Raw genomic sequence first — 20252 nt, 5'->3', positions numbered from 1 at the left:
GAAAATTTTCTCCATTGGACTTAATCAACCCTGGCTTAGGGTAGGCTATCCTCCAGCACGGTTTCCCATTTGTCGATTCCATAAAGGCCTCGGTCCGATTAACCTGAACGCAGTATTTTCTCCAATTCTTCAACCTCGCGCCGGGCTAGGTCCTCGCATCCGGCCAAAGACTCCAGATGATGCTGCAGTTCATGCAGCACTGTTTCCATAATTTCCTCTTCCCATGCCTCAAGGGGCTCCCCCTTTAACAATGCCGCAAAAGATCCGTAGTAAAACACTATAAAACAGCCCAGGTGTCCACCTTCTATATATTCCCCCATTATGTAGAAGCCGTCTTCCTCCTTTTTACCACGCTGCACATTGAAACCTCCGTTCAGCTCGCGGCAGAAATACGGCGGTATGCGGGTCACAGCCTGATCCAGCATCACAATGAACTCATCATACGATGGTTTGGCCATGGATTTCCCTCCCTGTCAGTCTTCTCTGCGGATCGATTCCCTGTATATATTTCCACCACTTTATGGTACAAAGTTATTAAACAACAAACAAGAGGAGGCGCTAGCTGTGCAAACCAATACCCCATCAGCGACCGGGCGCAGTACGGTTGCATTAACCACATTAGTATTGTTGATGTATCTGTTGACCATCATTCCGGTGGCAGACTTGCCGGTTGGCACCTCTGTGCCTTTTTATATCTGGCTGGGATTGTTTGTACTGCAATTCCTGCTGCTGATGGCCTGGTTTCGTTTGCAACGCAGTCTGAAACTGGCGGTGGTGATAATTGTCGGCATGATCAGCTTAACCCTATTAGCTGTGGCGGCCTCCCAACATTATGCTAGAACCCCGGCCATAGCTGGTGACAACAGCATAGCAGTGATGGAGACAGTTCAGTTGGGCGGCACTGAGCAGTGGATAACCATCCGGGGCCAAGATGCCAGCAAGCCAGTGCTGCTCTATCTTGGCATCGGAGGCCCTGGCGCCGGTGGGTTCCCAGCCAATGCCCTGACCTTAAAGCCCTTGGAGGAGCACTTCGTGGTGGTGAATTGGGATCAACCCGGAACGGGAAAATCCTATGGTGCAGTGCCCATCTCCACCCTGACCGTGGACCGTTTTGTCTCCGACGCGCATGAGTTGGCCGAATTAATGAGTCAAAGGTTTAGTCAAGACAAGATTTATGTGATGGGTCTTTCCTGGGGCACTATATTGGGCACCAAGCTGGTGCAACAGCACCCGGAGCACTTTTACGCCTATATAGGCAACGGTCAGATGGTCAACACAGTTGAAAATGACCGTCTGGGATATCAGTTGAGCTTGCAATTGGCTGCCGAACGTGGTGATGCCAAACTTAGGCAAAAACTTATTGAGAATGGTGAGCCTCCGTATTTCGGGGAAGGAATGGCTTACAAATATGCCACTTACAATGATGTTCTGTTCGAACATATGGGGACGCTTAAGATCGGGATGATGGCTTTCCTGGTGCCGCAGTTCAGCGATGAATACGGCCTGGTCGATAAGGTCAATTTTGCCCGCGGCCTGGCGCAGTCCTTCAGCACGGTCTACCCACAACTAGAAAACCTGGACTTCACCACCCAGGCGGCCAAGATGGAGGTTCCTATGTACTTCCTGGTGGGACGTCAGGATGTTAATGCTATGGCTTCGCTGGTGGAACGCTATTATGATGTATTAGAAGCCCCCCACAAAGAGTTAATATGGCTTGAATCGGGCCATGGCGCCAGCCCTGAAGAAATCCGCGATGCGCTGCTCAACCAGGTCCTGGTCAATAGCCCGCCGCGCTAAGTCAAGTTGAGGCAGCTTCGCAGTTGGACCTGCTGCAGGTATACATTGCTTCCCAATAGATACTTGGTTATAATAAGCCCAAAATGAGTTGGAAAGGAAAGTTGCCAGTGGAGTTGATTTATACCGGTAAAACCAAAAATGTATACCGCCTGGAAGATGGCAATTACCTGTTGAAATTCAAAGATGATGCCACCGGAGCGGATGGGGTTTTCGACCCGGGTTCAAATACTATCGGTTTGACTATTGAAGGTGCAGGACGGGCTGGATTGCGTTTGACCAAGTATTTTTTTGAAGTGCTCGAAAAGCAGGGCATTCCCACCCACTATATCGATGCAGATATAGAAAACGCCACCATGACGGTTAAGCCGGCTACGCTGTTCGGCAAAGGGCTGGAAGTAATCTGCCGCCTGCGTGCGGTAGGCAGCTTTTTACGGCGTTATGGCGACTACGTACAGGAGGCTCAGCCCTTAGACTACTTTGTGGAAGTGACCCTGAAAGATGATGCCCGTGAAGATCCGCCCATCACTGAGGATGCCCTGGACATGCTGGGGATACTATCCAAAACCGAATACCAGATACTGAAGGACCTGACCCAAAAAATCACTGCGATTGTAAAAGACGAACTGGCCGGGAAAGGCGTAGATCTGTATGATATTAAATTTGAATTCGGGCGGGTTGGGCCTGAGCAGCAGATAACGCTGGTGGATGAGATTTCCGGGGGCAACATGAGGGCTTATAAGGACGGCCAGCATATACAGCCTTTGGATTTAGAAAAGATCATGCTCAACGATTAAAGAAAGATGATGCCCCCAGAGGCTGCCCTATAATCGGGCAGCCTTTAGTGTTCAGGGCGTTTCTACTCATGTCTTGGACATATTCCCTTACCACGCGTGTCCAGCCATCAAGATTACAGAAAGAGTCGAGTAGGCAGGGCCTCTCGCCAGATGATTAAGGTTAGGTTGAGCCTACTCGGTTTCTGCCCCTTTCGGTTAGCAGTGTCTCACTAGCTCAACCGTACTTAATTTCCATACGATTGTACCCTTACCCCTCACAGAACCGTACGTGCGCTATTAACGCATACGGCTCTTCGTATTATCATTTGCCTTCTCAGCTAGAGATTTCCCACCTCATGTCAAATATGTTTACAGCTATCTTTGGCCTTGGTAGTGGGTACTTTCTTAGCATTTTCTGGAATTTGTCCCATCCAAAACTCTTCCTCTGACTTCGTCGGTTTAGCCACTTGAATAGGAGTCTCTCTATCTGTTCCTTGTACCGATAGAGCGCGTCGCTGTTATCCGTCACTGCATAGTACTGATAGTAGCCCTGCAGCTTCCTCTTCAGCACCTCCATAATATCCGGCACCGGAATGTGTCGATGTGACTTTATCCATTCCTTTGCCTTGGCTACACTAATTTTGAATTTCTTGCGACAGGTTTTCCGCTTTACACGAAATTTACCATGCCTGCTCTTTCCGCAATAGTGTGTGAAACCTAGAAAGTCGAAAGTCCCGGGTTTGGGCAGCCCGTTTGCTTTAGCCTCTGCCTCCGCCTTCTTTCCGAATGCTATGATCTGGCTTTTGTCAGCGGCCAGCTCGAGGTTGAATTTCGCCAGTCTCTTCTCTAGTGCGACGTAGAATCTTCGGGCGTCTTCCTCAAATTCAAAACAGCATACAAAGTCGTCTGCGTACCTTACCATATGGGCCGAACCACGGCAATGCTTTCGCACTACTTTCTGAAACCATAGATCCAATACATAGTGTAAGTACACATTTGCCAGTATTGGTGATATTACCCCGCCCTGGGGAGTTCCCTCGGGGGTATCATATCTTACCCCGGCTTCTATCACCCCTGCTCTGAGGAATCGGTAGATGAGTCGTAGCATGTTCGTGTCTGCTATGCGTTCCTTTAGAAATTCCATTACCCATTTGTGATCCACATGGTCAAAGAATCCCTTGATGTCAGCGTCCACGATGTAGTTTACTCGATGATCCTCTATGAGCTTGTTAAGGTGCTTTAATGCATCGTGCGCACTCCGCTTGGGTCGAAATCCATAGGAGAAACCCATGAAGTCCTGTTCATAGATGGCGTTTAGTATCTGTGCTGCTACTGCCTGTACAAGTTTGTCTTCATAGGCGGGTATTCCGAGCGGACGCGTTTTGTCTGTTCCTGGCTTGGGGATGCGAACCCGCCTGACCTCTTGCGGTTTGTAGGCTTGTTTCTTCATTCTTGACACCAGGTTTTTGATGTTTTCTTCCAGGTTTTCGCCGTAGTCTTTTCTGGTTACCCCATCCACTCCTGGTGCTTTTCGTGCTGCCATCTGGTTATGTGCAGCACTTAGCGTATCCTCGTTGATGAGATGGATTAGGGTCATGAATTTGTACTTGGGATTTTCTCTTGCTCGTTCGGCTATCCTTGCCAGTTGCGTTTCCACTGTCTTCTCCTCTCCAGTAGGACAATGTTTCCTTGACTAAGGGCTATAATACGTTGCCGCCTTTCCTCCCCAGGCATTACCCTGTTCATCAGTACTATGCAGCAATCCGACTCCCTGACAGACTTTTGGCTCCCTTGCTTTGTATTGCTTGTCGGCCATACTCCCCTGCGGAAGAACTGTCAGGGTCTCCCGAGTTACCGTGACTTAACAATGTGTAACGTGCCAAGGTCTCTGACCCCGGAGGAGCCTCAGCGTTCTCGCCCTATCGACCGCTGAGGTGTTGCCTTCTGCTGGACGTACGGCATCGGCCTCCTCATCCACACACATTTCGGGGCTCATTCCCTTCAGCCTCTGGCTTTCGGCCCATTACCTCGCCTGCCTACGCTTAAACGCTTCTGTTGCCAGTTGCGCTCCAAGGCTGGCTACGAGTGGTTGGCTAGTCCTTTCTCGGTGGGCTTCTCACCCACTATATGTCACGACCTTGCTCGGTCGCTCACGTCCCGGTATAACCGAACAGGTAAGCGCAGAGAATTCCTCCCACCACCACGATCACCAGGTTGAGGCGCAGATAGGCCAATAAGGCTGAGCCGCAAATACCGGCTATGGCAGTCGGAATACTCCCCGTCGAATACAATGCGCCTGGAAAGATCAATGCCCCCAGTATGGCATACGGGACGAACTGCAGGCAGGTTTTGAGAAAAGGCGGCATATTGATGTCGCGCAGCAGAACCAGGGGTAGCATGCGGGGCAGATAAGTGACCACTGCCATAAAAACCACTATTAAAATCAGCTCGGTCTGGTTCAATTTTCCACCCCCTGTGGGTAAAGCGCAGCACCCAACATGGCCGCCAGACTGGCAGACAACACCAGTTTCCACCCGGTCGCCAGAGCACTCAAAGCAGGCACCCAGTTCATTACCGACTGCAATACGACCGCCGCTACCACTACTATTACTACCGGCCAGCCTTTTCGCAGCGAAGGCACTAACAGCCCGATAAACATGGCATATAAGGTTATTCCCATGCTGGCTTGAAGAGACGCAGGCAGTCCACCTGCCAGGAGCACCCCTAAACCGCTCCCTAACACCCAGGAAGCGTAGGCAATGAAATTGAGGCCTAATATGAAAGGGCCCCGCAGTATCGACTGGGATTGCAACGATGCCACCGTAAAGGTCTCATCAGTTATGCCAAAGGCCAAGAGACTACGCCAGGGCTTGGCGAGACTCACCGCCAGGCGCTGCGAAAGTGAAGCGCTCATCAGAAAATGGCGCAGGTTGATCACCAAAGTGGTCAGTACTATTTCCCAGGCCTGTGTTCCCAGGGCTATAAGATTTACGGCAATAAACTGGCTGGCTCCAGCAAATACCAGCAAGGACATCAAAACTGCAATAAATAGTGAAAGCCCTGCCGATCGGGCCAGAAGACCGAAAGCCACCGCGATCGGCAGATAACCAATGGCTATGGGCAGGCCTGCTTTGAGTCCTTGGAAGAAAGTGCTGCTTTCTTCGGAACTGTCCGCCAACGCAGTAGCGCACTGCTCTACGGCTGTTTTAATTGTCGTCTCGCTTTTGTCCATAAATAACAGTCTACCATACTAACAAAATCGCAGGATGAGAAATGTAGGTGCTTTGAATAAAATAATAGATTCACAAAGGAATCCGGCTGATTACCTAATCGATGCCTAAGCTGCAGTTATTGCAGGTTGCTAATAATCACAACCGGCAACCTCGGTCTGTTATGCTTTAAAAACATCGTCTGATGAAACCACGGCCTTTAGGCCTTACAAGTGAAGACCGTCCAAGAAGAATTTATAATTGCTTTAGCTGCTGTATTTTCCGAGATCAGATGCTGGTTTTTAGCAAGGTCCAAGATGAAATAATGGATGCTTTAGCTGATACTATTTCTGTCACTATGGCCTGTTTGGAGCTTTTGTCAACTGCTGCAGAAAACCTACCGCTTTAGCCTTACAAGTGATGCCGCTCCAATTTTAGCAGATGTTCTTTAATATGCAGACCGCCGCCATATCCGACCAGGCTGCCATCAGCTCCAATTACCCGATGGCAGGGCACTATGATGGCGACCGGATTGCGGTTATTGGCCATGCCGACTGCCCGGTATGCTCTCGGCCTGCCGATTTGTTCAGCGATCTGTTTATAACTACGAGTCTGCCCATAAGGGATGGTTAAGAGCGCCTGCCACACTTCTTGCTGCATCTCTGTGCCCATCAGTCGCAGCGGTAAGTCAAATTTCCGCCGCTGGCCTTTTAGGTATTCAATCAGCTGCCTTGCGGCCTGTTGTATCAGCCTGGTTTCCTTTTGAGGCGTATCGTCCTGAGACTCATCATTGGCAAAAAAAACCTCGGTTATAGCTTCACCGTCATCAGCGATGCCTATTATGCCGAGGTCGGTTTGATAATAATACACACTCTTCATAAATTTTTATCTCCTGTGAGCTAAGGCCTCCCGCTCATTAGTCTTATTGTAGTACGCATTGGAAGGAGTGAGTTTTCGCTTTTTACCTACTACTCATTATATAATAGGACTGGCAGCGGCTGATACATCAACCCCAACAGCTGAGTCTGTTTATTGGACTTTTCGAAAAATGGAAAAGGCCCCTCCAGCGAAAGGCCTTATCATACTTTTTAGGTATTCAACTTTTATATAATATAAACTTATTGCCATTCATCCCAATTGGCATCTTAGCTTGGTTTACCAGGTCCACGCTGCTAACTGCTGGCTTTCTTCAAAAGATCATAGCGGGTTTTAACCGTCTCATACAAACCGTTTATTTCTTCTCCGGTGTCACCGCAGAATTTCTTTAGATTGGAACGGAATTCGTCAACATCGTTTTGCACTTCTTTTTGTTTCTCTTCAAGATGCATGAAATATCCCTCTAGTTGAATCTGATCAGCATAAAGCCGGTTTTTTAATTCGGCCACGCATTCGACCAGTTCAGCCAGATCTTGTTCGGCTTCATCTGCCCGCTTTCTTTCGATATCCAGTTCCCGTTGCAGGGTTTCATTTGCGATCAATTGTTCATTCAGGGAGTTGAGTTGGTTGTATATGGCCTCAATTTCCACCTTATAACTTATCGGTTTGGTATGTTCAGCATTCTGCCTTTCCAAAAGCTGAACCTTGCGTTCCATTTCCTGATAGGCTTGATACAGTTCGTCTGCTCTTTTTTTACTGAGCGCTAATTGTTCCTGCAGGTCTTCAACCCTGGCCTCGAGCATTTCCCGCATTTCCAGACTATTGGCCAGTTCAATCCGCTTGGCTCTTATCTCCTTGTCGGCTCTGCCTTCATAATCCTCCAGGGACTGTACCAGTTCGCTGTTGTGTTGCTTTAATTCCTCACACTGTTTAATGCGTTCGTCCAGTTCGCTCTTTGAAAGGCTAATCTCTTGCTCCAGGACCGCAATACGAAACTTCTGGGTGCGGTGCTTGTTTTCTAAATCCAGCTTTTCTTCAGCGAGTTGTTTGCTGTGTTCTTCTAACTCTTCCACCTGCCGGCTCAATTCGCTGCATCGAACCTTTAAGTGGTTTCTGTCACTATCCAACCGTTCGATTTCCGCCGCATATTTATCGTCAATGGCCAAATACTCTGCTTCCGCCTCATCACAGCGGCTCTTGTATTTACTGAGGTCCATCATGGCTTTATCGAGTTGGTCTTGAAGCACCGCTTTTTCCCTATCAGATTCCTGTCTGAGCAATTCGAGTTCACGGATAAGCTTGCGTTTATTTGATTCGAGTGCCTCTATCTTGTCTAATAGGGTTTTTTCAGCACCCTGATAATGATGTTGAATGGTGTTAATACACTGTTTAACATCATCTTCACTGATGCCTCCGATTATTTGACGGCGCAATTCTGATACTATGGTAAGGGCTTCTACATTAGCCCTTAACTGATCGAAGTCCGGGCTCACCACCTGGAGCAGATCAGATGGGCCCTGATCATACAGGGGGGTTACCTCTTCATTATTGGCTTTGATCTCTGCTTCATTGAAGGCAGCGATATCATCCGGCATCACTTCAACCTCCTCTGCATCCGAATTTGCTGAAAATATTTTACCATATTAGGACTATCTGGTACATAGTTTTGTTATACTATTCAAATTAGGACTAATTTCCCTTAATGACAACGTTATTTCTCTTGAATGCGTCCTTTAACAGCGGGATAATTCATAAATGTCCTTAATGCCCATTTGTCTACTATGTTAATATTATTCTATAAAATAGGTGTGAATAGAGGGAGGACAATGAAGAACCTAAGCCTGTGGCTGGCCCTGGCAACAGGGGTAATGATTGGAATATTCGGGGTTTTTGTGTCGGTTTTTGCTGATGGTACATTAGGTGAACGTTTAGTAACAATTCTTATTATCTTGATGGTTTATGCTGTGCTGGGTATAGTGTGGGGCTACTGGCAGCCGCGCTATTCAGGTTGGTGGGGCATAATTTTGGGATTGCCCGGTGTAATTATTTTGATGCTATACATGGTCAATGAAAGCCAATATCTAAATATCATTTATGCCCTGTTGATAGTGACTGCAGCATGTTTCAGTTCCTACGCCATCAGCAAATGGCGCAGAAAAAAATAAACGCCCGAGACTATTCCCGAGCGGAATACGGCTATTACTTTTAACTGGCGAATGAGCTGGCCACCAATTTTTGAGTATAGGGGTCGACCGGATTCATGAATACCTGTTGAGCTGTGCCGGTTTCTACTATCTTGCCGCGATTCATGACCACTATGCGGTCTGCCATATAGTTGACCACCCCGATGTCATGGGAAATGAAGATATAAGCGATACGGTGCTGTTTCTGCACATCCTTGAGCAGATTGAGAATCTGGGCTTGTACCGATACATCCAGGGCAGAGACCGCTTCGTCACATATTATTATCTGAGGATTAACCACCAGAGCACGGGCGATGGCCACCCGCTGGCACTGGCCCCCACTCAGCTGCCCGGGATATTTGTCGGCGGTATCCGTCTCCAGACCCACCTGAGCGATCATTGCTTCTACCAACCGGGACATTGCATTACTGTCACAGCAGAGGCGCAGGGTTTTCAGAGGTTCGCCGATGACTTCCCGGATTTTAAAATGGGGATGCATCGAACCTTTGGGATCCTGAAAGATAAATTGCACATTGCGACGAAAAGCCTGAAACTGTGTAGGGTTCATTTCCCTGATATTTAAACCCTTATAATACACCGACCCTCCGGAGCAGAGACGCAATCCTCCCAGGATCTCTCCCAGAGTGCTCTTGCCGCTGCCTGATTCACCTACCAGACCTACGGTCTCAGCCTCATCGATATAGAACGACACCTTCTCTAAGGCAGTGAATTGCTTTCTCGGTTTGCCGATCAAAGGCCATCGTTCCACCACGAACTGCTTGCTTATGTCCTCCCCGTACAGAAGGTGATGGCGGGTTTCAATAGCCATGGACGTTCTCTCACTTTCATAAGTCTAGTGCGCAACGGTAAAAATGTTTATCATTAACCTTTTTCACTTCAATATCACGTTCGCAGGCCGATTGGCAATAGCTGCATCTTTCTTTAAAAACACAGCCCGGGCCGGCACTGCGCTTGGCTGTGATCTGCCCAGGTATCTCTGCTAGTCGTTCCCCTTTTTTCATATTCAGCGAGGGTATCACTTTTATTAGTGCTCGGGTATAAGGGTGCTTAGGATTGGCGAAAACCTCATCTACCGGAGCCTCTTCCATTATCTGCCCGGCATACATAACTACGATGCGCTGGCAGTAATATTTGACCAGGCCCAGATCGTGGGAAATCATTAAAACCGGGGTCTCATGCTGGGCGTTGACCGCTTTTAATAAATCCACCACCTGCATCTGTACGGTGCTGTCTAAAGCGGTGGTGGGCTCATCGGCCACAATAAGGCGGGGCTTGTTCATCAGTGACATGGCGATGTTTACCCGCTGGCGCATGCCTCCGCTGAGCTGCCAGGGGTATGATTTCAAAAGCCTCTCGGTATCGCGGATGCCGACCGCGCTTACCAAACGCCTGGCCCTTTGCAAGGCTTCCTCCAGGTTGTTTTTGGTGTATAGCAAGTAACCGTCAGCGATCTGATCCTTGATTTTTATCATAGGGTGCAGATAAGAGCCGGTATTCTGTGGCACATAGCCAACTTTGGACCCTACCAGGGCCTTTTTTGCCTTTTTTTCCATAGTAAGATAATCAGCACCCAGAACGCAGAAACTTTGGGCCTTGCACACCAGGTTTTCCGGCAGCAGATTCATTATAGTCTTCGCGGTTAGGGTTTTGCCGCTGCCCGATTCGCCCACCACCCCCAGAATTTCTCCTTTGTTCAGATGCAGGGAGATGTTATCCACCAGGGTGCGCCCCCCCTGAGTTGTGATGGTAAGATTCTTAATATCGATGGCCTTTTCTGCGGACATGGAATATCAGGACCTCCTTCTGCTCAAGGCATCATTGAGCCCGTCCCCTAAAAGGTTGAAACCCAGAACCGAAAGCGCGATGGCGATGCCTGGTGCCATGGCCAAATAAGGAAACTGCAGGAAATGCTGCCTGGCCTCATTCAGCATAAGTCCCCAACTGGCATTAGGAGGTTGTATCCCCAGGCCCAGGAATGACAGCGAGGTTTCGATCATGATGGCTGAGCCGATACAAGCAGTAAACAAGGTTATCAGCCGGGGCAAGAGCAGGGGCAGATAATGCTTGCGCAACAAACGTGTCTTGCTGATGTTATAGCTGCGGGCAGCCTTAATGAAAAGCGAATTCTCACTGTCCAAAATCAGTGAATAGACCAGCCTGGCAAACGGGGGGATCATGAAGACGCTGATTGCCACAATGGCACCCTCCCTGCCTTTACCTACCGCAGCCACCATCATCATCGCCAATAGAATGCCGGGAAAAGCCATCAGACCATCGATAGAACGCATTATCAATCCTGATATGGGACCCTTCTTGACTATACCGGCGATCGCCCCTAAAAGAGATCCGATAACCGAGCCGGCCGTCACTGCCAGCACACAGACCAGCAATATGCTGCGGGAACCATATATAATGCGGCTCAATATGTCCCGGCCGAAATAATCGGTTCCCAATATAAATTGAGGATTCTCGCCGGGTCCAATGAACCTCATAGATAGCTGCATGGCATTCGGATCATGCGGGACCCACACGAAGGACAAAAGACAGAGTAAGACCACCAGGGCGGTCAACACTGATCCCCCAATAAGTTGGAATCGCTCTTGAATTCTCCTTCTGTTAGCCGCCATAGTATCACTCGCCTTGCATTTCTATCCTGATACGCGGGTTGATAAACATCACCGCGATGTCAACCAAGAGCGAAATCAGAATGACCAGCATGGTTATGAACATAACCAATCCCTGAAAAAGAAATATATCCCTCTGCTCTACCGCTACCAAAACCAATCGGCCCACCCCTGGCAGGCCGAAAACAGATTCCACGACCACAGTGCCGCCGACCATCTTGGCAAACTGCAGCCCCATTACATTGATGGGGGCTATCATGGCACTGCGCAGTGCATATTTTAAATACATGGTTGAACTGGCCAGACCTTTAGCCTTGGCCATATCCATAAAGTCCTGGCTCAGCGAATCCAGCATAGAAGTCCTGACCGTTCTTAACAGCATACCAACTTCTCCAATAGCGAGGACGATGCTGGGCAACGCGATACTGTGTAAATAAGGTCCCAGCCCGTGGTCTGGGGATACATATCCGGCCACCGGAAACCATTTCAATTCCAGGCCAAAGTAGACTATGAACAACATGCCCAGCCAGAAGGCCGGAACCGACGAGCCCAACTGCATCAGGCTGGTAGAGATATAATCGACTGTGGTGTTCTTTTTAATGGCAGCCATTGAACCTAGGATTATTGCCGTAACGGAAGCCAGAATCATGGAAAAAGCTGCCAGCGACATAGTCACCGGCAGTCTCTGTTGAATCAGTGTTACTACTTCCTGTCCGAATAGATATGACCGGCCCAGATCAAGTTGGAATAGTCCCTTGAGCCAATCCCAGTATTGAATATACCAGGGCCGGTCCAGCCCCATAGCGGTGCGCAGGGCGGCTACCTTCTCGGGGGTGGCCTCAGCACCCAGTATAAGCTGAGCTGCGTCCCCGGGTATCCACTGCAGCACCGCAAAAGTAATTATGGACACGATAAGCAGCACTTCGATTGCATGGGAGGTTCTTTTGTAAATGTATCCGAACATCGGCTCTGCCTCGCAGCTTAAGATTCCGATTGATTACTTAGCGAAGTATACATTCTTATACTCGTAAATGTCTATGGGGTAAATCCTGAAACCCTCGACATTTTTAGCCAGCCCAAAGGTCTTATGAGGGGTTTGGATATACACCACCGGAACCTTTTCCGCCAGGGTCTGCTGGATCTGTTTGAAGATTTCCTGCCTCTTGGCAGCATCCCTTTCTTTTACCGACTGTTCCAGAAGTTGGTCGATATCACCAGTAGGAATGCTAATGAAATCCTTACTCTGGGAATGATAACGCTTCAAGAAGTAGTAAGAATCTAGACGTCCGGACAGAGCCACTACGGTCATTTCATATTGCTTACCATTGTAGACATCAGCCAGCCACTGCCCCCATTCGATGATTTTGATATCGGTGGTGATGCCTATCTTGCTCAGTTGGTCGGCTATGATCTGTCCTGCATCAACATGTATCTGATAGCTCTTGGGCAGGATCAGTTCCAATTTTAAGCCATTGGCGTAACCGGCTTCAGCCAGCAGGTTTTTGGCCCCCTCGGGATCGTAGGGCATTACATTGTTAGTATCAACATAATCCGGGTAATTAATCGGCAGATGGGCTCCGACCTTATCGCCGTATCCCCACACCACGGTTTCAATCAAGGCATCCTTATTGATGGCCTTGGCAATGGCCTGTCTCACCCGGATGTCGGATAATGCCTTATTATTGTTATTCAATGCCAGAATCTGAACTGCGTTCATAGGCTCGGTATACACCTTGAGGTTGGCGCTCTGCTCCAGGCTCTTGACCTGATTACCGGTTATTTCAGTAATATGGATGTCTCCAACCTGCAGGGCGGCAAACTGAGAAGTAGCATCAGGGATGAGCACGAAGCCCAGGTCTTTGATCTTGGCTTTTTCTCCGAAGTAGTCATCGTTTCTAGTCAGAATCACCTGTTGCTGGGGTATCCACTCTACGAATTTATAAGCCCCGGTGCCTATCGGATTGGTCTGCAAGGTATCAGCCGCCTCAGCCGGGACAATAGCTGTCCAAGGATAGGTAAAGGCCTTGACCAGTTCTACATCCAGATTAGCGGTGGTGAATTTCACGCTGTAGTCGCCGGTTACTTCGATCTTGGTAATGTTCTTGTAGTCTCCGGCCTTGGGACTGCCCTCGCCCTTCAAACGGTCGAAACTATACTTGACGTCCTCAGCTTTCATTTCCCTGCCATTGTGGAATTTTACGCCTTTTTTCAGGTTGAAGGTTATTTCCATACCGTCCGGAGAAATGGTATAGTCTTCAGCTAGACGGTTTTCAATTTTCCAATCAGGGGTTATGGCCAACAGTGTGTCATAAATACTGCCAGTAATATTAAACGTAGCCACCGCTGCAGTTTTTTGCGGGTCAAGACCTTGTGGATCAGTGGAATAAGCCACTCTTAAAACATCTTGAACCGGTTCAGTCTTGGTGCAACCTGTCAGGTTACCCAGCATTAGCACCACAATCAACAAGAAAGCGATTCTCTTTCTCAAGTCCTCTACCCCTTTCGATCAGTTATACCATGATTCTCCTTCTGATTACTGACAATCTCGCTGTAATTATCAGTCCCATGCAATGATTATAGCCCAACTCACATAAGAAAACATAATTTAGACAGGAATCGGTGTTTTTTCCTCAGTAGTCGCCTCCTTCGATGCCTTACCCATCATAATGACAGCGTTCCTGCTCCCCAGTACAAACCGGCTCGAACCGGGGATGTTGACTGACGGTCAGTCGTATGGCAATATAGATAAAGTGCTGGTTTTATGTGATTTGCCAGAATTATTATAAACACCCCGCTATGTCAATTATTGCCCAAAGCGGCTACTAATTGTATCCTATGCTGTTTTTATTCTTCGGACAAGGAAATAATCCTGTTCAAAACACCAAAATGAAAGAAGTATCGAGCATGAAAACTAGTTTTGTGGATTTGGGTATCTCCCCTCCCCTTCTAAAAGCGCTTGAAGCCATGGGTTTTGAAGAGCCCACCGAAATACAGAGCCAGGCTATCCCCCACGCTCTAAACAAAGAAGATTTGATTGTGAAAGCCAAGACTGGCAGCGGCAAAACGGCTGTTTTTGGCGTAACCATGCTGCAGTTGACCGAACCCGCGGTTGAGCAGCCCCAAGGGCTTATCCTAACCCCTACCCGTGAACTGGCTGTTCAAGTTGATCGCGATATCAAACTTATGTCCAAGTATGTTAAGCATAAGACCACCGCGGTCTACGGGCAGCACAACATGAACACTGAAATTGAAGCTTTAAACAAAGGGGTCTCGATTGTGACCGGTACACCGGGCCGGGTATATGACCATATCCGCCAAGGGAATTTAGTCACAAAACATATCCGCTTTTTGGTTTTGGATGAGGCCGACCGCATGCTGGACATGGGATTTTTGGACCAGGTGGTAAGAATAATCAAAACCGTGCCCCGGGAGCGAGTGACCCTGTTGTTCTCCGCCACTATACCTCCTGAGGTCGGCAGAATCTGTCGCGATTTTATGAGAAACCCGGTTGCCATAGAGATCGAATCACCCATCAGCACGGTGGAAACCACTGAACAGGTATATTACCGGGTCAATTACAACGAGAAAAACACTCAGTTGAACCGCATCCTGCTGATGGAACGCCCTGACAGCTGCATGATATTCTGTAATACCCGGGCCAAGGTCGATCAAGTACAGAAGTTTTTGGCCAGGAAAGGCTACGCCTCGATGGCCCTGCATGGGGATATACCTCAGACCCGCCGGATGAAGACTATAGACAACTTTAAGCGCGGTGGCTTTCCTTTGTTAGTAGCCACCGATGTGGCAGCCCGCGGAATCCATGTGGATGAGCTCAGCCTGGTGATAAACTATGATGTGCCCAATGAGAAAGACAGTTATGTGCACCGCATCGGTCGCACCGGCCGGGCGGGACACTCCGGTAAAGCCATCTCCCTGGTAACCGGGGAAGATATCATGACCTTGTATGAGATCGAAGAACACATCGGGGTAATGATTCCCGAAGCGGAACTGCCCTCAGATGGAGATCTGCGGGAACAACGAGCTGAGGCTGAGAAGTGGAAACAGGCTAATCAGCAAAAAATCAGGCAGCCGCGTTCCGCTTCTGAGGAAAGTGTGCCATCTTCAAATCGCTCCACTGCAAACAAGAATAGGCCACCACGCCACCGCCGTAAACGCAAGCCCGCTCCGGTTAGCGCTAACAGCGAGGCCCCAAACTTCACTAATAATACCAAGACCGAGCGTCCCAAGAGAAAAAGACCCGAACCTGGTACTCCCCAACCGGTTATTGATACAGTTGTGCGCGTAGAAACTGCAGCCGTGCAGCCTGCTCACGAAACGTCTGCCCTACAGCAGGATCAGAAAGTACCAATGCTCAAACGACTGTTGAATCGTTTTTTCGGCAGGGGCGGCAATAATTAAGCCAGTTAATTTTTTGACCAGAATATCAGACAGTCAGTTAACCCAGGCTGATCGTCGGGCTGTGGTGAGGGTTACAAATAGTGAAAAATCAAGTTAAACCATCTAACCTGAGGCGCAAACAGATTATGACCACTGCAATAAAGCTCTTTAAATCTCAGGGTTACGCTAACACCTCGGTCGAGAACATTATGCAGGAGGTTGGTATTGCCAAGGGCAGTTTTTATTATTATTTCAAAGCCAAGGAAGACATTCTAGATGCCATGGTAGAACGGGTGGTAGCAAAGCGGTGCCAGCAATGCCGGAATATCGCCATCCGGGGAGATGTTGCGATTATGCCCAAGGTGTGGCAGATACTGGTCAGACCCGACCAGGAGCAGGGGAATTTTGCGGGCAGTATATCCCTGCCCGACAATCGCCAGCTTCAGGAACGCATCAATGTTGAAACCATAAACCGCCTTGCCCCCATATTGGCAGAAGTGATTGCTGAGGGACAGGCGGAGGGCATATTACAGGTTGCGCAGCCTTTGGAAACCAGCCAATTCCTATTGGCCGCAAGTCAGTTTATGCTTGATTCTGATCTTTTTGTGCGCAATCAGCAGGAGCAGTCCAGATGCCTGCAGGCTCTTTATGAAATGATAGAGCGCACTCTGGGCCTGGATATCAGAAGGCCCTAGCCCTGCCTTTAGGCTGGAGCTGGTCCATTTTAATATAGCCGAACGTGTTATCGGCTCCTTGCCAGCAACTGTTCAATCACCCAACCCAGCCCTGTCCCCAGTAACATCCCCAGGATGCCTCCAAATATCGGCCCTAATACAATTAAATAAATGATACCCAGTGTCCCCCCCATGGCTGCTCCTATCAGCGGCCCGCTGTGTGGGCTGACTGTGTAATTATCATTCTGTGTTTCCAGATTCAGTATCTGCGCCTGATGATAAGCTTGCCACATCGAATAGGCATAAACACAAGGATAGAAAAGCAGCCATTGATGGTCAGCCACCTGAGCAGCCAGCGAAATTTCTCCACGAAAGGAATACAATATAGCCAGATTTAGACTGGCCTTAACGTTTATGGCTATTTCCAAGACGACCAAAAGCAGACCAATTATGTAGTCCCGGTTATAAAGCTGCCCAAAACCAGGAATGCATACCGACCATAACAAAGCCACTGCTGGCGAGCGGTTGATTTTCACTGGACAACCAACTTTCCACTGTAGTAACTGGTAGTAAGCCCCAAACTGGCTTAAAGTTGATAGTGCGACAATGCCTCTCGATCGAGAATCTGCGGCGGTCAGGCGAGCGCTATGCGCAACTGTCGTCTCGCTTAGTTCTCTCAGAACCAGTGGTTGCTGGCATTTGATTCAAAAAACATCGCATTTTTTATATTATCTCTCAGCCACACTGCCAATATCCGTTGTTTTGATACTCTTGCGTGTTGCTGATACCAGTCTATAGCCGCATCTTGTTGCTGGTATTGTAAATCCCACATATTAAATCCACTCCGTTCCCCTACCATTACGTAACCCTGGAATAAAACAGGGCTGACTTATACGTTCAAAATGGATATGAAGTAAGCAAGAGACGGTTGCTCGAATTGTGTCTTTACGCACTTCAAGAACCGTCCCTTTGAGCAGATACCGCTAGTCTAAACAATATTCTCTTCAAAGATGGCCCAGGGATAGATACTTCCCCGCATAGAGTATTACTCCATGCCTGAGTGATATGCGTTGGGTCTGGTGGAGACTTGATATTACCAATACATCAAAAACCTCTATGATCTAAAAAAAGATATGATGAATACCACCACTGCCAAAAGAGAAATGGAAAAACCGATAGTGCCGATCAGGGTATGGCTGGCGGAAAAGTCGCCCTGGCCGGATTGTATGATAAGGGAAGACCCAACCAGTCCTCCGGCAATGATAAGACTTGTACTGATGCGGTTTGCCAGGGTAACCATGGTCCGTTTAGCACTGGGACTGAATACGATTTGATTGTTCATATGCAGTCGGCCTTGATTGGTGTCGATGAGCATTTGATTGATGTTAGCGGGAAGGGAGCGCAGTGGACGCCAATCCCGGTAGTACCAGCGGCGCAAGGTGGCCATGAAATGCTCACTGCTCAACCGGCTTTGCATAGCCTTGTTAGTTATAGGCCCGGCAACTTCAACAAAATTGAAATGGGGGTCCAATTTTTTGCCGACTCCTTCCACAGTGATCAAGGCTTTCATCAGAGACGTAAGGTAATTGGGAATACGCATCTGGTACCGGTAAGCGAATGCCAGCAAGTCCTTGCGAATGCGCTTCATATCCAGACTGCCAATGCTGGAGGCAGTCATCAGTTCCATCAAATCTGCCAGATCTTCCTGGAAAGCGTCCATGTCTACCTCATGGGTAAGTATTTTTATTTCTTCGAGAGCTGCGACGGCCATATCCAGGTCAGTGCGCTGCACTGCCAGGATAAACCGACACAGGTGGTCGACCCTGCTGGGGCTTAAGGCGCTGACTTGCCCGAAATCAATGAAAGAGATATGCTCCTCATCAATGACCAGTATATTGCCCGGATGGGGGTCGGCCTGAAACAGCCCATGCAGCATTATCTGGGTCAAGAAAGCTTCCGTTCCCAGCCGCGATATCTTGGCTCTGTCCCATCCACGGGTTTTAATCTCTTCCAGATCGCTTATCTTGACCCCTTCGATATAGTCCTGGGTAAGGATTTTGCGGGTGGTGTACTGCCAGTAGACTCTTGGTATGACTACTCTGGGGTCGTTGCGGAAGTTCTGATACATCCTCTCGGTATTGCGAGCCTCCCGGTCATAGTCGATCTCCCGCATCAATATTCTCCCATATTCCTGCAGTATTTCCACAACCCCGAAGCGCCTGGCCTCCTCCGACCTCCACTCAGAAAGCGCGGCCAATTCAGCCAGTATTTCCAGATCGTCTTCGATCAACTGCTCAATATCTGGCCTCTGAATCTTGATAATCACCTGTTCCCCACTCTTCAGTCGTCCCTTGTGTACCTGCCCGATAGACGCGGCAGCCAGGGGATCAGGGTCAAACTCAGCAAAAATCTCGTCAGGGTGCCCAATCTCTGTTATCAACTGCTGGAGGACTTCCTGATATGAAAACGGTTCTACTTTATCCTGCATTTTTTCCAAATTCTCAATGAAGGCTGGTGCGAACATATCTGTGCGGGTGCTGAAAATCTGACCGAGCTTGATAAAAGTAGGACCCAGCTCGGTGAGGGCCCGGCAAAGGCCTTCAGCCATAGCATAATCAGATTCTGGGCCGGTAATGGTGACCTCCTGACGGTGGCGGCGGGATAACAGCAAATCCAGGCCGGCGCGCTTGATCAACGAGCCTAAATTGTTCTTCATCAGTACCCTGAGTATATTACGGTAGCGCCTGAAGTGTTTTAAATGGTGTAAGGTGCCTTTTCCCATTTTAAATGTCCTTTCCCGAAGCCATACCCGGCAAAAAAAACTTACTGATAAAACCGTTGTTCGGCTGTCCCAAAGATGCAAAAGTGCTGTACAATCAAGGATCCACGGTCTGCTGATGGGGAAGCCTCACTTGCACCAAGGGGGCAGCCTTTAGAAGAATTATATCAATTTTAGGTGCTAAATTTCGGCATTGTCAAACCGATTGAAACTTTCTGGTTTGCTAATCCACTCCTGTGGGACAAAATAATTGCAGTATACGATACATCTCGGTGTAAAGTATAATACTTAATGTGTATAGACGCCGATTCGCCGGTTATCTGCAGCATCCCGCCTCGAGTTGTTGAGTCTACCATTGATAGCATTGGGAGTGATAAACATGACAGACCTCCTGCCCTATATATTGCTAGGCCTATTAGCAGGAATCTTGAGCGGCCTTATCGGAATAGGCGGCGGAATCATCATAGTGCCAGCCCTGGTTTTCATTTTTAGTATGACGCAACAACAAGCCCAAGGCACTACCCTGGCCATGATGGTGCTCCCGGTTGGCCTGTTAGCGGCCTGGTCATATTATGAGCGGGGACTGGTCGACCTGAGAATTGCCGGTTTAATAGCCCTGGGATTTTTTGTTGGAGGCCTGGTAGGAGGAAAAATCGCTGTAGGCTTGCCTAACGCAACTTTGCAAAAGGTTTTTGCCCTGGCACTTTTAATGGTGTCCATTAAGATGTTTTTTTCCCGGTGAATATCCCTGAACCAGAATGCCTAAGCATTTATTTAGTTTTATTATTCTAGATAATTAGATTATTTTAAGCCTATTCGTCCTGAAACCGACATATTTGCTTATACTGTATGATGGGGAAGTCATTCAGGGATAGGGGGCTTTTTATCACTATGGTCTTACGCTATTTAAACCTTAGG

General features: G+C 48.5%; 19 protein-coding genes. 6 read left to right on the top strand and 13 right to left on the bottom strand.

Features of this window, described 5'->3' with window-relative positions:
* Positions 1 to 98: 98 nt before the first annotated feature.
* Entirely contained in the window at positions 99 to 458 is a 360-nt protein-coding gene (locus tag AC15IQ_RS13585) for a metallopeptidase family protein (protein ID WP_483179755.1), read from the bottom strand.
* A 106-nt stretch (positions 459 to 564) separates the two neighbouring features.
* Between AC15IQ_RS13585 and AC15IQ_RS13580 the strand changes: the two genes are divergently transcribed.
* Together AC15IQ_RS13580 and AC15IQ_RS13575 are read left to right on the top strand one after the other, a co-directional pair.
* Positions 565 to 1797 (top strand): alpha/beta fold hydrolase, encoded by a 1233-nt coding sequence (locus AC15IQ_RS13580; RefSeq protein ID WP_483179753.1) that lies wholly within the window; start codon positions 565 to 567, stop codon positions 1795 to 1797.
* Between the two features lie 107 nt (positions 1798 to 1904).
* Entirely contained in the window at positions 1905 to 2591 is a 687-nt protein-coding gene (locus AC15IQ_RS13575; protein WP_483179751.1) for a phosphoribosylaminoimidazolesuccinocarboxamide synthase, read from the top strand.
* 313 nt (positions 2592 to 2904) lie between these two features.
* Here AC15IQ_RS13575 and ltrA read toward each other — a convergent pair whose 3' ends face one another.
* The 5 genes from ltrA to AC15IQ_RS13550 form a co-directional block, all read right to left on the bottom strand.
* Entirely contained in the window at positions 2905 to 4227 is a 1323-nt protein-coding gene (gene ltrA / locus AC15IQ_RS13570; RefSeq protein WP_483177505.1) for a group II intron reverse transcriptase/maturase, read from the bottom strand.
* A 493-nt stretch (positions 4228 to 4720) separates the two neighbouring features.
* Entirely contained in the window at positions 4721 to 5032 is a 312-nt protein-coding gene (locus tag AC15IQ_RS13565) for an AzlD domain-containing protein (RefSeq protein WP_483179749.1), read from the bottom strand.
* A complete protein-coding gene (locus AC15IQ_RS13560; RefSeq protein WP_483179747.1) occupies positions 5029 to 5802 on the bottom strand; it encodes an AzlC family ABC transporter permease in 774 nt (257 codons plus the stop codon). Before AC15IQ_RS13560 ends, AC15IQ_RS13565 begins: the two co-directional genes overlap by 4 nt.
* Before the next feature lie 388 nt (positions 5803 to 6190).
* Positions 6191 to 6658, bottom strand: a complete 468-nt coding sequence (locus AC15IQ_RS13555) for a methylated-DNA--[protein]-cysteine S-methyltransferase (RefSeq protein ID WP_483179746.1) — start codon at positions 6656 to 6658, stop codon at positions 6191 to 6193.
* A gap of 293 nt (positions 6659 to 6951) precedes the next feature.
* Positions 6952 to 8250: a hypothetical protein gene (locus AC15IQ_RS13550; RefSeq protein ID WP_483179744.1), complete on the bottom strand. Its 1299-nt coding sequence runs from the start codon at positions 8248 to 8250 to the stop codon at positions 6952 to 6954.
* A 231-nt stretch (positions 8251 to 8481) separates the two neighbouring features.
* Between AC15IQ_RS13550 and AC15IQ_RS13545 the strand changes: the two genes are divergently transcribed.
* Positions 8482 to 8820, top strand: a complete 339-nt coding sequence (locus tag AC15IQ_RS13545) for a DUF6954 family protein (protein ID WP_483179742.1) — start codon at positions 8482 to 8484, stop codon at positions 8818 to 8820.
* Positions 8821 to 8860: 40 nt separating this feature from the next.
* Here AC15IQ_RS13545 and AC15IQ_RS13540 read toward each other — a convergent pair whose 3' ends face one another.
* Genes AC15IQ_RS13540 through AC15IQ_RS13520 form a run of 5 tightly spaced genes read right to left on the bottom strand, consistent with a single transcriptional unit; the run spans position 8861 to position 13971 of the window.
* Complete coding sequence (locus tag AC15IQ_RS13540; RefSeq protein ID WP_483179741.1) at positions 8861 to 9667, bottom strand: ABC transporter ATP-binding protein; 807 nt, start codon at positions 9665 to 9667, stop codon at positions 8861 to 8863.
* A 16-nt stretch (positions 9668 to 9683) separates the two neighbouring features.
* The gene (locus tag AC15IQ_RS13535; protein WP_483179740.1) at positions 9684 to 10643 is read right to left on the bottom strand and encodes an ABC transporter ATP-binding protein; all 960 of its coding nucleotides are present in this window, start codon (positions 10641 to 10643) and stop codon (positions 9684 to 9686) included.
* Positions 10644 to 10649: 6 nt separating this feature from the next.
* On the bottom strand, positions 10650 to 11486 hold the full coding sequence (locus AC15IQ_RS13530) for an ABC transporter permease (RefSeq protein ID WP_483179738.1): 837 nt from the start codon (positions 11484 to 11486) through the stop codon (positions 10650 to 10652).
* A gap of 4 nt (positions 11487 to 11490) precedes the next feature.
* On the bottom strand, positions 11491 to 12447 hold the full coding sequence (locus tag AC15IQ_RS13525; protein WP_483179737.1) for an ABC transporter permease: 957 nt from the start codon (positions 12445 to 12447) through the stop codon (positions 11491 to 11493).
* Positions 12448 to 12480: 33 nt separating this feature from the next.
* Positions 12481 to 13971 (bottom strand): ABC transporter substrate-binding protein, encoded by a 1491-nt coding sequence (locus AC15IQ_RS13520; RefSeq protein ID WP_483179736.1) that lies wholly within the window; start codon positions 13969 to 13971, stop codon positions 12481 to 12483.
* A 416-nt stretch (positions 13972 to 14387) separates the two neighbouring features.
* On the opposite strand from AC15IQ_RS13520, the gene AC15IQ_RS13515 reads away from it, so the two are divergent.
* Together AC15IQ_RS13515 and AC15IQ_RS13510 are read left to right on the top strand one after the other, a co-directional pair.
* Positions 14388 to 15902: a DEAD/DEAH box helicase gene (locus AC15IQ_RS13515; protein ID WP_483179733.1), complete on the top strand. Its 1515-nt coding sequence runs from the start codon at positions 14388 to 14390 to the stop codon at positions 15900 to 15902.
* 80 nt (positions 15903 to 15982) lie between these two features.
* Positions 15983 to 16576 (top strand): TetR/AcrR family transcriptional regulator, encoded by a 594-nt coding sequence (locus AC15IQ_RS13510; protein ID WP_483179731.1) that lies wholly within the window; start codon positions 15983 to 15985, stop codon positions 16574 to 16576.
* Positions 16577 to 16623: 47 nt separating this feature from the next.
* On the opposite strand, the gene AC15IQ_RS13505 is transcribed toward AC15IQ_RS13510, so the two are convergent.
* Together AC15IQ_RS13505 and AC15IQ_RS13500 are read right to left on the bottom strand one after the other, a co-directional pair.
* Entirely contained in the window at positions 16624 to 17091 is a 468-nt protein-coding gene (locus tag AC15IQ_RS13505) for a hypothetical protein (RefSeq protein ID WP_483179729.1), read from the bottom strand.
* Between the two features lie 578 nt (positions 17092 to 17669).
* Complete coding sequence (locus AC15IQ_RS13500) at positions 17670 to 19271, bottom strand: ABC1 kinase family protein (RefSeq protein WP_483179728.1); 1602 nt, start codon at positions 19269 to 19271, stop codon at positions 17670 to 17672.
* A 442-nt stretch (positions 19272 to 19713) separates the two neighbouring features.
* Between AC15IQ_RS13500 and AC15IQ_RS13495 the strand changes: the two genes are divergently transcribed.
* Complete coding sequence (locus tag AC15IQ_RS13495) at positions 19714 to 20076, top strand: TSUP family transporter (RefSeq protein WP_483179726.1); 363 nt, start codon at positions 19714 to 19716, stop codon at positions 20074 to 20076.
* The last annotated feature ends 176 nt before the right edge of the window (positions 20077 to 20252 follow it).

The sequence above is a fragment of the Syntrophomonas sp. DTU019 genome (assembly GCA_913757435.1).
Taxonomy (GTDB): Bacteria; Bacillota; Syntrophomonadia; order Syntrophomonadales; family Syntrophomonadaceae; genus DTU019.
This window is presented reverse-complemented; position numbering and strand designations above follow the sequence as displayed.

Coding starts and splice junctions, on each gene's coding strand:
- AC15IQ_RS13500 (WP_483179728.1), bottom strand. CDS start 19,271: ATGAAGAACAATTTAGGCTCGTTGATCAAGCGCGCCGGCCTGGATTTG.
- AC15IQ_RS13550 (WP_483179744.1), bottom strand. CDS start 8,250: ATGCCGGATGATATCGCTGCCTTCAATGAAGCAGAGATCAAAGCCAAT.
- AC15IQ_RS13530 (WP_483179738.1), bottom strand. CDS start 11,486: ATGGCGGCTAACAGAAGGAGAATTCAAGAGCGATTCCAACTTATTGGG.
- AC15IQ_RS13560 (WP_483179747.1), bottom strand. CDS start 5,802: ATGGACAAAAGCGAGACGACAATTAAAACAGCCGTAGAGCAGTGCGCT.
- AC15IQ_RS13495 (WP_483179726.1), top strand. CDS start 19,714: ATGACAGACCTCCTGCCCTATATATTGCTAGGCCTATTAGCAGGAATC.
- AC15IQ_RS13515 (WP_483179733.1), top strand. CDS start 14,388: ATGAAAACTAGTTTTGTGGATTTGGGTATCTCCCCTCCCCTTCTAAAA.
- AC15IQ_RS13540 (WP_483179741.1), bottom strand. CDS start 9,667: ATGGCTATTGAAACCCGCCATCACCTTCTGTACGGGGAGGACATAAGC.
- AC15IQ_RS13525 (WP_483179737.1), bottom strand. CDS start 12,447: ATGTTCGGATACATTTACAAAAGAACCTCCCATGCAATCGAAGTGCTG.
- AC15IQ_RS13585 (WP_483179755.1), bottom strand. CDS start 458: ATGGCCAAACCATCGTATGATGAGTTCATTGTGATGCTGGATCAGGCT.
- AC15IQ_RS13555 (WP_483179746.1), bottom strand. CDS start 6,658: ATGAAGAGTGTGTATTATTATCAAACCGACCTCGGCATAATAGGCATC.
- AC15IQ_RS13545 (WP_483179742.1), top strand. CDS start 8,482: ATGAAGAACCTAAGCCTGTGGCTGGCCCTGGCAACAGGGGTAATGATT.
- AC15IQ_RS13535 (WP_483179740.1), bottom strand. CDS start 10,643: ATGTCCGCAGAAAAGGCCATCGATATTAAGAATCTTACCATCACAACT.